Genomic DNA, 13,918 nt, shown 5'->3' on the forward strand with positions numbered 1-13,918 from the left:
GGCGGTATCCCATTTATGGTATAACGATTGATGAAATCTGAATTTGATTGATATAGCCGCTTGGCGCAATGTCCAGCACGACTCGGAAAATGGGTCGTGAGTTACCAATAAAACCCGGACTGGTCGCTGAGGGAGCGGAGCCGCGGGTTCAGGGAGGAAAGTCATGAACTTCACCAGACGTGCCCTTGGCGCGACCGCGCTTGCGCTTGTAACTGCCATGCCCGCCTTTGCGCAGGACAAAGGCTATGTCGGCATCGCGATGCCAACCAAATCGTCCGCGCGTTGGATCGACGACGGCAACAACATGGTCAAGCAGTTCGAAGAAGCGGGCTACACCACTGATCTGCAATATGCGGACGACGATATTCCGAACCAGCTGGCCCAGATCGAGAACATGATCACCAAAGGCGCCGATGTGCTGGTGATCGCGGCAATTGATGGCACGACGCTGACCAGCGCCCTGGCCAATGCCGCCGCCGCAGACATCAAGGTTGTCGCCTATGACCGCCTGATCCGGGACAGCGGCGACGTTGACTATTATGCGACCTTCGACAACTTCAAGGTTGGCGTTCAGCAGGCCGAGACGCTGGTCGCCGGTCTGGAAGAGCGTTTTCCCGATGTTGCGCCCTGGAACGTTGAACTCTTCGGCGGCAGCCCGGACGATAACAACGCCTATTTCTTCTACAATGGCGCGATGTCGGTCCTGCAGCCGCTGATCGATTCCGGCAAGATCGCAATCCCGTCGGGCCAGATGGGTATGGACACCGTCGGCACCCTGCGCTGGGACGGCTCCGTGGCGCAGGCCCGGATGGATAACCTGCTGTCCGCCAACTACACAGAGCAGGCCGTGAATGGCGTCCTGTCCCCCTATGATGGTCTGTCCATCGGTATCATTTCGTCGCTGCAAGGCGTCGGCTATGGGTCCGGCGACATGGCCATGCCCATCGTGTCCGGCCAGGATGCCGAAATCCCGTCGGTCAAGGCGATCCTGCGGGGCGATCAGTACTCCACGATCTTCAAGGATACGCGCGAACTGGCACGTGTGACCGTCAGCATGGTGAACGCATTGCTGGATGGGGGCGAGCCCGAGATCAACGACACCGAGACCTATGACAACGGTGTCAAAGTGATCCCGTCCTATCTGCTTGAGCCGCTTCCGGTAACCGAAGCCAATTGGGAAGAGGTCCTGATCGGCAGCGGTTACTACGAAAAAAGCGAAATCGAATAAGGCAACCTCCCGATCGGCTGGTTAGCCGGTCCACTTTGGCCCGCCGGACTCTTCCCGGCGGGCATTTTTAGAATGCGTGAGTAAACGGATGCCCCCAATTCTTGAAATGCGCGGGATCACCAAGGAATTTCCAGGTGTGAAGGCGCTGGACGATGTAACCCTTTCAGTGGCCGAAGGCGAAATACACGCGCTTGTCGGCGAAAACGGGGCGGGTAAGTCCACGCTGATGAAGGTGCTGTCCGGGGTCTACCCCCATGGCAGCTATGACGGCGAAATCTTCTTTGACGGCGCGCCGCGCGCCTTTCGCTCCATCCGGGACAGCGAAGACCTTGGCGTGATCATCATCCACCAGGAGCTGGCCCTGATCCCGCTCCTGTCGGTGGCCGAGAATATCTTTCTTGGCAACGAACGGGCCACCAACGGTATCATCGACTGGAAAGAGACCCACAACCGGGCGGCGGAGCTGCTGGCGCGGGTCGGTCTGGAAGAAAACGCCGAGACGATTGTGGACGATCTGGGGCTGGGCAAACAGCAGCTGGTCGAGATCGCCAAGGCCCTGTCCAAGAATGTGCGGCTGCTGATCCTGGACGAGCCGACCTCGTCCCTGAACGAAAACGACAGTGCCAAACTGTTGGATCTGCTGATGGATTTCCGCGAGAAGGGGATCACCTCAATCCTGATCTCGCACAAGCTGAACGAAGTGTCGAAAGTCGCCGATACCATCACGGTTCTGCGGGATGGATCTGCGGTGGCGCGCATGGATTGCGCCGATGGCGTCGACGAAGATGACATCGTCCGCAACATGGTCGGGCGCAACCTCGAAGATCGCTACCCGCCGCGCGGCACCCATGCGCCGGGCGAGGTGGCGATGGCGGTCAAGAACTGGACCGTGCACCATCCGCTGCACCCGGAACGCAAGGTCGTCAACAATGTCAGCTTTTCTGTCCGCAAGGGCGAGGTGCTGGGCATTGCCGGCCTGATGGGCGCGGGGCGGACCGAATTGGCGATGAGCCTGTTTGGCCGCAGCTATGGGCGCGATATCAGCGGCGAGGTGGAGATCAACGGCACGCCCGTGGATCTGTCGACGGTGCGCAAGGCGATTGATGCCGGGCTGGCCTATGCCACCGAGGACCGCAAGACCTATGGTCTGGTGCTCGATGATACCATCCGCCGCAATGTGCCGCTCGCCAATCTGCCCGAAATCGCCAAAAATTGGGTGGTCGACCATGGTCGCGAGGCCGAGGTGGCGACGCGCTATCGCAACCGGTTGGCGATCAAGTCATCGTCGATCGAACAGGTCACAGTGAACCTTTCGGGGGGCAACCAGCAAAAGGTGGTGCTGTCGAAATGGCTCTTTGCCGACCCCGATATTCTGATCCTCGACGAGCCGACCCGCGGCATCGACGTGGGCGCGAAGTTTGAAATCTACACGGTCATCCGCGACCTCGCAGCACAGGGCAAGGCGATCATCGTGATCTCGTCTGAATTGCCCGAACTGCTGGGGGTGACGGATCGGCTCTATGTGATGAACGAAGGCCAGTTTGTCGGTGAAATGCCGACCATCGAGGCCAGCCAGGAAAAAATTATGTCGAGAATTGTCAAATCGGGAGAAGATGCATGACCGATACAACCCCGTCCACGTCAGGGCGTGCAGAGACCCGCACATCTAAATCCGGTTTGCAGTTCCTCAAGGGGCACCTGCGTGAATATGGTATCCTGATCGCGCTGGTCGTGATCATGGCCTTCTTTCAGGTGGCGACGGGCGGCATCCTGCTGAAGCCGGTCAACCTGACCAACCTGATCCTGCAGAACTCCTATATCGTCATCATGGCGGTGGGCATGTTGCTGGTGATCGTCTGCGGCCACATCGACCTGTCGGTCGGCTCGGTGCTGGGCTTTATCGGTGCCCTTGCGGCGGTGATGATCGTGCAATGGGGCCTGCCATGGCCGCTGGCTGCAGTCATCTGTCTGGCCTTTGGCGCCATCATCGGCATGGCGCAGGGGTTCTGGGTGGCCTATTTCCAGATCCCGTCCTTTATTGTGACCCTTGCCGGCATGCTGGTCTTCAAGGGGCTGACCCTCTGGTTGCTGGCAGGCCAGTCCGTGGGCCCGTTCCCGCCGGACTTCCGCTTGATCTCCTCGGGTTTCGTGCCGGACGTCTTTGGCGGTGAGAACCTCAACCTGCTGACGCTCTATACCGGGATCGCGGTGGCTGCGCTGCTGCTGTGGCTGTCCATCCGGGCGCGGCAGCGCCAATTGGGCACCGGGGCCGATGTGGAACCCTTTGCCTTTTTCGCGGGGCGCAGCGCGCTGATCTTCGGGGCGCTGGTCTATATGTCCTGGCTGATGGCGGATTTCCGTGGCCTGCCCAACGTCTTTGTGGTCATGGCGCTGCTGATCGCGGTCTATTCCTTCCTGACCAGCCGCACCACCTTTGGCCGCCGGATCTATGCCATCGGCGGCAATGAAAAGGCCGCGTCGCTGTCCGGAATCAACTCCAAGCGTCTGACCTTCCTGACCTTTGCCAACATGGGCATGTTGGCTGCCCTCGCCGGGCTGGTGTTTGCGGCGCGCCTCAACACCGCAACCCCCAAGGCCGGCGTCGCCTTTGAACTGGACGTGATCGCGGCCGTGTTCATCGGTGGGGCCTCCATGTCGGGCGGTGTCGGCACCGTCGTCGGCGCTGTCGTCGGGGCCTTTATCATGGGGGTCATGAACAACGGCATGTCGATCCTCGGGATCGGCATCGACTGGCAACAGGTGATCAAGGGCCTCGTCCTGCTGGCCGCCGTCATTTTCGATGTAATGAACAAGAAGAAAGGGTAACGTCATGCTGCTTTCGCAATATGCGCGTGAAGACGGGTCGGCGCAGATCGTCGCCCGAGACGGAACCGAAGCCTATCAGGTCGATACCGAACTGAGCCTTTATGGCCTGGCGATGGACTGCATCGAAAAGGGCCAGTCGCTGCGTGACCGGATCACCGCACTGGGTCTGCGCGGGGCGGTCGATATGGAGGCGCTTTATGCCGCTGGGCGTCTGTTGCCGCCGGTCACCCATCCGGACCCTGCGCATCTGCATCTGACCGGAACCGGGCTGACCCATCTGGGCTCCGCCGCGACCCGCTCGGAGATGCACAAGAAAAACACCGGGGACGAGACCGACAGCATGAAGATGTTCCGCATGGGCGTCGAAGGCGGCAAGCCCGCCGACGACACCGCCGGGGCACAGCCTGAATGGTTCTACAAGGGCAACGGCAGCGTTGTCGCGGCACCCGGCGGCACGCTCAAGTCCCCGGAATTTGCCGAAGACAGCGGCGAAGAGCCGGAAATCGCAGGCATCTACCTGATCGCGCCCGATGGCACGCCGGTGCGCCTTGGCTGGGCATTGGCCAATGAATTCTCCGATCACATCATGGAGCGCCGCAACTATCTTTATCTGGCGCATTCCAAATTGCGCCCGGCATCCTTCGGGCCAGAGTTGCTGATCGGTGACCTGCCGGAGCACGTCGAAGGCACCTCCCGCGTGCGGCGCGGCGACGAGGTGATTTTTGAAAAACCGTTTGTCTCTGGCGAGGCAAACATGAGCCACACGTTCGCCAATCTCGAACATCACCACTTCAAATACGATCTGTTCCGGCAACCGGGCGATCTGCATGTGCATATGTTCGGCACCGCCACGCTGTCCTTTGCCTCCGGCATCCAGACGCAAGACGGCGACGTGTTTGAAATCGAGGCCGCGCCCTTTGGCCTGCCTCTGCGCAACCCCTTGTCGTTCAAGCCGCTTGGAAAGCCCGAGCAGCGTGTCACTGTCCGTAGTCTCTGAGGTTTATCATGGCGTTCACACCGGCCGAATGGCCCCGCAAACTCAGATCGCAGGAATGGTATGGCGGCACGTCGCGCGATAGCATCTATCACCGTGGCTGGCTGAAAAACCAGGGCCACCCGCACGACCTGTTTGATGGACGGCCGGTGATCGGCATCCTCAATACCTGGTCCGACCTGACCCCCTGCAACGGTCACCTGCGCGACCTGGCGGAAAAGGTAAAGGCCGGCGTCTGGGAGGCCGGTGGCTTCCCGCTTGAGGTGCCGGTTTTCTCGGCCTCTGAAAACACGTTTCGCCCTACCGCGATGATGTATCGCAACCTTGCCGCCATGGCGGTCGAGGAAGTGATGCGCGCCCAGCCGATTGATGGCGCGGTGCTGCTGGTGGGCTGTGACAAGACCACGCCCTCGCTGATGATGGGGGCGGCTTCGACCGATATTCCGTCGATTGTCGTCACCGGCGGGCCGATGCTGAACGGCTGGTTCCGTGGCGAACGCGTCGGCTCCGGTACGGCGCTCTGGCAGATGTCCGAGGACATCAAGGCCGGCAAGATGAGCCAGGAAGATTTCCTGGAAGCGGAACAGGCCATGTCGCGCTCGTCCGGCACCTGCAACACCATGGGCACCGCTTCCACCATGGCCTCCATGGCGGAGGCCATGGGCATGGCGCTCTCTGGCAATGCCGCGATCCCCGGCGTCGATGCGCGTCGCCGCGTGATGGCGCAGATGACCGGTCGCCGCATCGTGCAGATGGTCAAGGATGATCTGAAACCCTCTGACATCATGACCCGGGCCGCCTTTGAAAACGCGATCCGCACCAATGGGGCCATCGGTGGGTCCACCAATGCGGTGGTGCATCTGATGGCGCTTGCAGGCCGTGTCGAGGTGGATCTGACCCTCGACGATTGGGACCGGCTGGGGCGCGATGTGGCAACCATCGTCAACCTGATGCCCTCGGGTAAATACCTGATGGAAGAGTTCTTTTATGCCGGCGGCCTGCCTGTCGTGCTGAAACGCCTCGGCGAGGCAGGGCTGTTGAACAAAGAGGCGCTCACGGTCTCTGGTGGCGAAATCTGGGACGAGGTCAAAGACGCGGTCAACTGGAACGAGGATGTGATCCGCCCTGCAGAAAAGGCGCTGACCTCCTCGGGTGGGATTGCGGTGCTGAAGGGCAACCTCGCCCCCAAGGGGGCGGTGCTGAAACCCTCCGCCGCCTCGCCGCATCTGATGCAACACCGGGGCCGGGCTGTCGTGTTCGAGGATATCGACGACTACAAGGCCAAGATCAACGACGATGGGCTCGATATCGACGAGACCTGCGTCATGGTGCTGAAAAACTGTGGCCCGCGCGGCTATCCCGGCATGTCCGAGGTTGGCAACATGGGTCTGCCGCCAAAGGTGCTGAAACGGGGCATCACCGACATGGTGCGGATTTCCGACGCGCGCATGTCCGGCACCGCCTATGGCACCGTGGTCTTGCACACCTCGCCCGAGGCCGCGGTCGGCGGACCGCTGGCGATTGTCCGGGACGGTGACATGATCGAGATCGACGTGGACGCGCGCCGCATTCACCTCGACCTCACGGATGAGGAAATCGCGGCCCGCCTGGCCGACTGGCAGCCGCCAGAGGCGCCACCGAAACAGGGCGGCTATACCCGGCTCTATCATGACAATGTCGAAGGGGCCGATACCGGCGCTGATTTTGGCTTCCTCAAGGGATGCCGCGGACGGGAGGTGCCACGTGACAGTCACTAAGATCGCATTGGTCGGGATCGGCAAGATCGCGCGGGACCAGCATGTACCCGCCCTCGCGGCCTCTGATGCCTTTGAACTGGCGGCAACCGTCAGCCGCTCCGGCGGTCTGGAGGGGGTCGAGAACTACGGCACCATCGAGGCGCTGCTGGAGGCGCGGCCCGATATCTCCGCCATCAGTTTTTGCACCCCGCCTCAGGTGCGCTATGACGGCGCGCGGGCGGCTCTGGCGGCGGGACGGCATGTGATGCTGGAAAAACCGCCCGGTGCCAGCCTGTCGGAGGTGCACGCATTGCAGGCACAGGCCGCCGCGGCCAACCTCAGCCTCTATGCGACATGGCACTCGCGCCATGCGGCCTCGGTGCCGGCCGCACGGGCATGGCTGGCGGACAAGACCATCAAATCGGTTCGGATCGACTGGAAAGAGGACGTGCGCGTCTGGCATCCCGGCCAGCAATGGATCTGGCAGGCCGGCGGTCTCGGCATCTTTGACCCGGTGATCAACGCGCTGTCGATCCTGACAGAGATCCTGCCGGTTCCGGTCTATGTCACCGGCGCCGACCTGCGGTTCCCCAGCAATTGCGAGACCCCGATTTCAGGCAGGATCCAGATGGGCGGCCCGGATGGACCGCTGGTCGAGTCGGATGTGGACTTCCTGTTCGAAGGCGAGCCGCTGTGGCGTCACGTGGTCGAAACCGACGCAGGCACGCTGACCCTGAACGAAGGCGGCGCGGTGCTGGACATCGACGGGACAACCCCGGCAACGAACGGCGCCGAGGAGGCAAAGCTGCATGGCGAATACGACGGGCTCTATGCCGCCTTCGCCAACCTTCTGGCAACCGGATCGTCCGAGGTGGATCTGCGCCCGATGACCCTGGTTGCCGATATCTTCACGCTAGGCCGTCGCCTTGAGGCGCCGGAATTCATCGACCCCACTCTCCAGGAGAATTGACATGGCCGACAGCGCAGCCCTCACGGGACATCATTTGATAGCAGGCGAATGGGTCGCCAGCAGCGCAACCTTTTCCTCTGATCCGGTCACCGGCGAGGCGGCAACCTTCTGCTCTGGTGGCGCTGCGGAAATTGATGCTGCGGTGAAGGCCGCAGAAGAAGCCTTTGCCGTCTACGGCTGGACCGACCGCGAAACCCGCGCAGGTTTTCTCGAGACGATCGCGGATGAAATCGAGGCGCGCGGCGCCGATCTGACCGCCTATGGCGCCGCCGAAACCGGCCTGCCCACCGCGCGACTGGACGGCGAACGCGGGCGTACCACGGGGCAGCTACGGATGTTTGCGGACCATATCCGCAAGGGCGATTACCTGGATCGCCGTCACGACAGCGCCCTGACGGACCGCGCGCCCCTGCCACGGCCGGACCTGCGCATGATCCAGCGCCCTGTCGGGCCGGTGGGCGTCTTTGGTGCCTCGAATTTTCCGCTGGCCTTCTCGACCGCTGGCGGTGATACCGCCGCCGCCCTCGCGGCAGGCTGCCCTGTTGTCTACAAGGGCCATCCCGGCCATCCCGCCACTGGCGAGTTGGTGGCACAGGCGATTGCGGCAGCTGTCACCAAATGCGGCCTGCCGGCCGGGACCTTTGGCTTTGTCCAGTCCAACACCAATGAGGCCGGCGAGGCGCTGGTGCGTCACCCGCTGATCCAGGCGGTTGGCTTCACCGGGTCCTATCGGGGTGGTAAGGCGCTGTTTGACATTGCCATGTCCCGCCCGGTTCCGATCCCGTTCTTTGGCGAGCTGGGCTCGATCAACCCGGTCTTTGTCCTGCCCGCGGCGCTTGCGGCACGGGGCGGCGAAATTGGCACCGGCTGGGCCGGGTCACTGACCATGGGGGTTGGCCAGTTCTGTACCAATCCGGGCGTTGTCATCGTACCGCAGGGGGCCGAAGGCGACGCGCTGCGCGATGCCGCCCTTGCCGCCCTTGCCGCGGTCGGTCCGCAGCCGATGCTGACCGCAGGCACGGCCAAAGGCTATGCCGCGGCCGTCGCCCACACCGCCAAGGCGGCCACTTGCCTGACCACGGCGGGGGAGGCACCGGCCCGTCACGCGGTGCCGGCGGTGTTTGAGGTCACCGGCGCCGAATGGATCGCCACGCCAGCACTGGCCGAGGAGATGTTCGGCCCGGCGGCCATCCTGATCCGCACCGCATCGCCAGAAGAAACCCTTGAGGTCGCGAAATCCTTTGACGGGCAGCTCACCGTGACCCTGCAAATGGACGCGGGCGACACCGAAGCCGCGCAGGCGCTGATGCCGACGTTTGAACGTATGGCCGGTCGCATCCTCGCCAATGGGTTCCCGACCGGGGTCGAAGTGGCCGATGCGATGGTGCATGGTGGCCCGTTCCCCGCATCCACGAATTTTGGCGCAACCTCGGTCGGGAGCCTCGGCATTCGCCGGTTCCTGCGTCCGGTGTCGTTCCAGAACATCCCCGAGGCCTTGTTGCCAGGCGATTTGCGCGACAGCTGATCGCGTCGGGGGAAAGCATGTCAGCGGCGAATGGTTCGCCGCTGATCGACAGGGTCTTGGGAGGAACCTGACCCGTCACCCAGGAGGAGGAAATACCATGAAATCACTTATGATGACCGTGGCTGTCTTGGCGCTCGGCGCGACTGCGTCCATGGCGCAGACCGTTGGATTTTCGCAAATCGGATCCGAGTCCGGCTGGCGCGCGGCTGAAACCACATTGACCAAACAGCAGGCCGAAGAACGCGGCATTGATCTGAAGTTCTCCGATGCGCAGCAGAAGCAGGAAAACCAGATTGCCGCGATCCGTTCCTTCATTGCGCAGGGCGTCGATGCCATCTTGCTGGCGCCCGTTGTGGCCACCGGCTGGGACAGCGTTCTGCAAGAAGCACATGAAGCTGAAATCCCCGTTGTGCTGCTCGACCGCAGCGTCGACAGCGACAAGGCCCTCTACCTGACCGCCGTTGGCTCCGACCTCGTGCATGAAGGGGCCGTTGCGGGCCAGTGGCTGGTCGATACCGTTGCCGGCAACGACTGCCGCGTTGTCGAACTTCAGGGCACCACAGGCTCCTCTCCGGCCATCGACCGCAAGGCCGGCTTTGAGAGCGCGATTGAAGGCCATGACAACATCGAAATCGTGCGCAGCCAGACCGGCGACTTCACCCGGGCGCAGGGCAAGGAAGTCATGGAGTCCTTCCTGCAGGCCGAAAACGGCGGCAAGGACATCTGTGCGCTTTATGCCCATAACGACGACATGGCCGTTGGTGCGATCCAGGCGATCAAGGAAGCCGGCCTGAAGCCGGGCGAGGACATCCTGGTCGTGTCCATCGACGCGGTTCCGGATATCTTCCAGGCGATGGCAGCGGGCGAAGCAAATGCCACGGTGGAGCTGACACCGAACATGGCGGGTCCGGCGTTTGATGCGCTCAAGGCCTATATGGAAGATGGCGCAGAACCTGCAAAATTCATCCAGACCGAATCCAAGCTCTACACCCAGGCAGACGATCCGGCTGGCGAATATGAGCGCCGCAAAGATCTCGGGTACTGATTGAATTTGACCGGCACGGGGCCTCCTCGTGCCGGTCTTTTTTTACCGCAGGACATATGCGGCAGGCACCTAATTTGCGGGACCGACATGCTTTTGACAATTCGTTCACTGACCAAGACCTTCCCCGGCACCCGGGCGTTGGATGGGGTTGATTTTGATCTTGCAGCGGGCGAGATCCACGCGCTTTTGGGGGAAAATGGCGCTGGAAAATCGACCCTGATCAAATGCCTGACCGGAGCCTATGCCCGCGATGCGGGCAAGATTTCGCTGGACGGGCAGACCGTGTCCCCCAAATCGACCTCCGAGGCGCAGGAGCTGGGCATCGGCACCGTCTATCAGGAGGTCAACCTGCTGGCGAACCTCACCGTGGCGCAGAACCTGACCTTTGGACGTGAACCGACCCGGTTTGGCATGGTCGACGGCCGCGCGCAGCGCCAGCAGGCGGAGGCGATGCTGGAGGGCTACGGGCTTGATATCGACGTCTCCCGCGATCTTTCGACCTATTCGGTGGCGGTGCGCCAGATCGTTGCCATTGCCCGCGCCGTGGCGCTGTCGGGCAAGGTCCTGATCCTGGATGAACCCACTGCCAGCCTTGATTCGCGCGAGGTCGAGACGCTCTTTGGCGTGATGCGCAAGCTGCGCGATCAGGGCATGGGCATGATTTTCGTGTCGCACTTCCTCGATCAGGTCTTCTCTCTGACCGATCGGGTGACGGTGCTGCGCAACGGGCGCAAGATCACCACCGAGCGCACCGCTGATCTCGACCGGGTGCGGTTGATCGAACATATGCTGGGCCATACGCTGGAAAACGAAGTGGCTGGCCACCGCAAGGCCGATCACGGCCTGCCCCGCTCCGAATTGCTTCGGTTCGAGGACTTTGGCCGCCGCGGTCATATCGAACCGTTCAACCTGTCGGTGGGCGAGGGCGAAGTCCTTGGCCTGGCCGGGCTTCTCGGCTCTGGCCGCACCGAGAGTGCCGAGCTGATGTTCGGCGTCGCCTCGGCCCATAGCGGCAGCGCGCAGGACAAATCCGGCGCCATCGATCTGTCGTCGCCACGGGCCGCCATCGCGGCCGGTTTTGGCTTCGCACCCGAGGAACGCAAGGCAGACGGCATCGTCGCCGATCTGTCGGTGCGCGAGAATATCGCGCTGGCGATGCAGGCCCGGCGCGGCTGGGCGCGTCCCATTTCGCGCAGTGAACAGACCCGGCTGGCGCAGGACTATATCGCCCGGCTGGATATTCGCACCTCCGGCCCGGACCAGGTGGTGGGCGATCTGTCGGGCGGCAACCAGCAAAAGGTCGTTCTGGCCCGGTGGCTGGCGATGAACCCGCGTTTCCTGATCCTGGACGAGCCGACACGCGGCATCGACGTCGGCGCCCATGCGGAAATCCTCCGCCTGATCGACGAGGTCACCAAGGAGGGCATGTCGATCCTCGTCATTTCCTCGGAACTGGACGAGCTGATCGCCGTCGCCAACCGGGTGATCGTGGTCCGGGACCGCCGCCATGTGGCAGAGCTGACCGGGTCCGAGATCACCACCGAAACGATTGTCCGCGCCATTGCGGCGCCTGAGCAGGGGGAGGACGCGGCATGACGGCCCTGCTTCGTATTACACCGCAGTTGCTGACACTGGCGGCCCTGATGGCGATGGTCACCCTGTTCTTTCCCGGGTTTCTCAAGATCGAATTCGTCGATGGGCGTCTGGTCGGCCCGGTCATGGATATTCTGAAACGCGGCGCGCCGGTGGGGTTGCTGGCCGTGGGCATGACGCTGGTGATCGCAACCCGGGGCATCGACCTCAGCGTCGGTACGGTGGTGGCCATCACCGGAGCCGTCACCGCCTGGGCCATCACCAATGGCTATGGTCTTGGCGGTGCGCTGGTGCTGGCGCTGGCGGCGGGTGCGGTTGCCGGGATCTGGAACGGCTGTCTGGTGGCGATTGCGGGCATTCAGCCCATCGTCGCCACGCTGATCCTGATGACGTCGGGGCGCGGCATTGCGCAGCTGGTCACCGAGGGGCGCATTCTGACCTTCTCGCATGACGGTCTGGCCTTCTTTGGCTCCGGCGATCTGCTGGGCATTCCGGTCCCGGCGCTGATCTGGCTGGCGACGGCGATTGGCGTGACGCTGCTGATGCGGCGCACCGCGCTGGGGCTGCTGGTCGAGGCGGTGGGGGTCAACCGGGCGGCCTCGGCGCTGGCGGGGGTCAACGCGACCGTTCTGCTGATCGCGGTCTATGTCGCCTCCGGCCTCTGTGCGGCATTGGCGGGGATCATTGCGACCGCCGATATTCGCGGCGCGGATGCCAATAACGCAGGCCTCTGGCTGGAGCTGGATGCGATTCTGGCGGTGGTGATCGGGGGCAACTCCCTCTTGGGAGGGCGATTCTCGATCGCGGCGGCGCTGCTGGGCGCGCTGATCATCCAGACCATCGACACTGGTATTTTGCTGGCCGGTTTCCCGTCCGAATACAACCTCGTGATCAAGGCCGCGCTGGTGCTGGTCATCCTCGTGCTGCAAAGCCCCAATCTGGCCGGCCATTGGTACGCGCTGCGGCGCACATTCGGTCGTCAACCGGCGGCGACCACCGCGACTGCAAAGGGGGCAAAGCAATGAATCCTCGTCTTTATCCGCTGGCCGCGACCATCGCGATCTTTCTGGTGGCCTGGGTCATCTGTGTGCTGCAGTTTCCCTATATGCTGTCCACCCGCGTGGTCGGGAACCTGCTGACGGACAATGCCTATCTCGGGATCGTTGCGGTGGGCATGACCATCGTCATCCTGTCCGGCGGCATCGACCTGTCGGTCGGCTCTGTGATCGCCTTTGCGGGGGTGTTCATCTCGGTGATGTTGCGCGATTCCGGCCTGCATCCGCTCGTGGTCTTTGCGCTCCTGCTGGTGCTGACGACAGCGTTCGGGGCGGCGATGGGCTGGCTGATCCATACCCTGGCGATGCCGCCCTTTATCGTCACCCTGGCCGGCATGTTTCTGGCCCGTGGCCTGGCCTATATGCTCACCATCGACTCGGTGCCAATCAACCACGGCTTTTACAAGTTCCTGAACGACGCCTATTGGCTGATGCCGGGCAAGGGGCGGCTGACCCTGATCGGCGTGGTGATGTTGCTGACCGTGGCGGTTGGCATGGTCGTCGCGCATCGGACCAAGTTCGGCGCCTCGGTTCTGGCCCTCGGCGGCGGCGAGGCCACGGCGCGGCTGATGGGGGTGCGCGTCGGCGCCACCACGGTTGCGATCTATGCCTTCTCCGGCTTCATGGCGGGACTCGCAGGCATTGTCTTTTCGATCTACACCAGTTCCGGCTACCCGCTGGCGACGGTCGGCACCGAGCTTACCGCCATCGCGGCGGTGGTGATCGGGGGCACTTTGCTGACCGGCGGCGCGGGGTTCGTCTTTGGCACCCTGATCGGCGTGCTGACCATGGGGCTGATCCAGACCTTCATCGTCTTTGACGGCACATTGTCGAGCTGGTGGACCAAGATCATCATCGGCATCTTGCTGCTCAGCTTTATTCTGCTGCAAAAGGGCCTGATGCGTCTATCAACCGTGGGACAGCGCGCATGACCGCGCTGTTCGAC

At 62.8% G+C, this 13,918-nt stretch carries 11 protein-coding genes; all 11 read left to right on the forward strand.

All coding sequences use genetic code 11. The annotated features are described in order from the left end of the window. Positions 1–163 precede the first annotated feature (163 nt). The 11 genes from chvE to yjfF all read left to right on the forward strand — a co-directional run bounded on the left by chvE (position 164) and on the right by yjfF (position 13,904). Complete coding sequence (chvE, locus tag TRIHO_RS08970) at positions 164–1,228, forward strand: multiple monosaccharide ABC transporter substrate-binding protein (protein WP_068242207.1); 1,065 nt, start codon at positions 164–166, stop codon at positions 1,226–1,228. A gap of 88 nt (positions 1,229–1,316) precedes the next feature. Next, on the forward strand, positions 1,317–2,849 hold the full coding sequence (gene mmsA, locus TRIHO_RS08975; protein WP_082705084.1) for a multiple monosaccharide ABC transporter ATP-binding protein: 1,533 nt from the start codon (positions 1,317–1,319) through the stop codon (positions 2,847–2,849). After that, positions 2,846–4,054 (forward strand): multiple monosaccharide ABC transporter permease, encoded by a 1,209-nt coding sequence (gene mmsB / locus TRIHO_RS08980; RefSeq protein ID WP_068242211.1) that lies wholly within the window; start codon positions 2,846–2,848, stop codon positions 4,052–4,054. The genes mmsA and mmsB overlap by 4 nt, the downstream gene beginning before the upstream one ends. Before the next feature lie 4 nt (positions 4,055–4,058). Continuing rightward, entirely contained in the window at positions 4,059–5,051 is a 993-nt protein-coding gene (gene araD1, locus TRIHO_RS08985; protein WP_068242213.1) for an AraD1 family protein, read from the forward strand. Positions 5,052–5,059: 8 nt separating this feature from the next. Continuing rightward, a complete protein-coding gene (araD, locus tag TRIHO_RS08990) occupies positions 5,060–6,805 on the forward strand; it encodes an L-arabinonate dehydratase (protein WP_068242215.1) in 1,746 nt (581 codons plus the stop codon). Then, positions 6,792–7,754, forward strand: a complete 963-nt coding sequence (locus tag TRIHO_RS08995; RefSeq protein WP_068242217.1) for a Gfo/Idh/MocA family protein — start codon at positions 6,792–6,794, stop codon at positions 7,752–7,754. The genes araD and TRIHO_RS08995 overlap by 14 nt, the downstream gene beginning before the upstream one ends. Position 7,755: 1 nt before the next feature. Then, a complete protein-coding gene (locus TRIHO_RS09000; protein WP_068242219.1) occupies positions 7,756–9,279 on the forward strand; it encodes an aldehyde dehydrogenase (NADP(+)) in 1,524 nt (507 codons plus the stop codon). 97 nt (positions 9,280–9,376) lie between these two features. Further along, the gene (gene ytfQ, locus TRIHO_RS09005; RefSeq protein WP_068242221.1) at positions 9,377–10,324 is read left to right on the forward strand and encodes a galactofuranose ABC transporter, galactofuranose-binding protein YtfQ; all 948 of its coding nucleotides are present in this window, start codon (positions 9,377–9,379) and stop codon (positions 10,322–10,324) included. 87 nt (positions 10,325–10,411) lie between these two features. Beyond that, the gene (locus tag TRIHO_RS09010) at positions 10,412–11,920 is read left to right on the forward strand and encodes a sugar ABC transporter ATP-binding protein (RefSeq protein ID WP_068242222.1); all 1,509 of its coding nucleotides are present in this window, start codon (positions 10,412–10,414) and stop codon (positions 11,918–11,920) included. Continuing rightward, a complete protein-coding gene (locus TRIHO_RS09015; protein ID WP_068242224.1) occupies positions 11,917–12,942 on the forward strand; it encodes an ABC transporter permease in 1,026 nt (341 codons plus the stop codon). The genes TRIHO_RS09010 and TRIHO_RS09015 overlap by 4 nt, the downstream gene beginning before the upstream one ends. Next, complete coding sequence (gene yjfF, locus TRIHO_RS09020) at positions 12,939–13,904, forward strand: galactofuranose ABC transporter, permease protein YjfF (RefSeq protein WP_068242226.1); 966 nt, start codon at positions 12,939–12,941, stop codon at positions 13,902–13,904. The genes TRIHO_RS09015 and yjfF overlap by 4 nt, the downstream gene beginning before the upstream one ends. Positions 13,905–13,918: the final 14 nt, after the last annotated feature.

Origin of the sequence: Tritonibacter horizontis, assembly GCF_001518015.1 — a bacterium.
Taxonomy (GTDB): domain Bacteria; phylum Pseudomonadota; class Alphaproteobacteria; order Rhodobacterales; family Rhodobacteraceae; genus Epibacterium; species Epibacterium horizontis.

What these genes read in the sequence shown, in the direction of transcription:
- ytfQ (WP_068242221.1), top strand. Translation starts at nt 9,377, where the DNA reads ATGAAATCACTTATGATGACCGTGGCTGTCTTGGCGCTCGGCGCGACT.
- mmsB (WP_068242211.1), top strand. Translation starts at nt 2,846, where the DNA reads ATGACCGATACAACCCCGTCCACGTCAGGGCGTGCAGAGACCCGCACA.
- mmsA (WP_082705084.1), top strand. Translation starts at nt 1,317, where the DNA reads ATGCCCCCAATTCTTGAAATGCGCGGGATCACCAAGGAATTTCCAGGT.
- araD (WP_068242215.1), top strand. Translation starts at nt 5,060, where the DNA reads ATGGCGTTCACACCGGCCGAATGGCCCCGCAAACTCAGATCGCAGGAA.
- TRIHO_RS09000 (WP_068242219.1), top strand. Translation starts at nt 7,756, where the DNA reads ATGGCCGACAGCGCAGCCCTCACGGGACATCATTTGATAGCAGGCGAA.
- yjfF (WP_068242226.1), top strand. Translation starts at nt 12,939, where the DNA reads ATGAATCCTCGTCTTTATCCGCTGGCCGCGACCATCGCGATCTTTCTG.
- chvE (WP_068242207.1), top strand. Translation starts at nt 164, where the DNA reads ATGAACTTCACCAGACGTGCCCTTGGCGCGACCGCGCTTGCGCTTGTA.
- TRIHO_RS09015 (WP_068242224.1), top strand. Translation starts at nt 11,917, where the DNA reads ATGACGGCCCTGCTTCGTATTACACCGCAGTTGCTGACACTGGCGGCC.
- araD1 (WP_068242213.1), top strand. Translation starts at nt 4,059, where the DNA reads ATGCTGCTTTCGCAATATGCGCGTGAAGACGGGTCGGCGCAGATCGTC.
- TRIHO_RS09010 (WP_068242222.1), top strand. Translation starts at nt 10,412, where the DNA reads ATGCTTTTGACAATTCGTTCACTGACCAAGACCTTCCCCGGCACCCGG.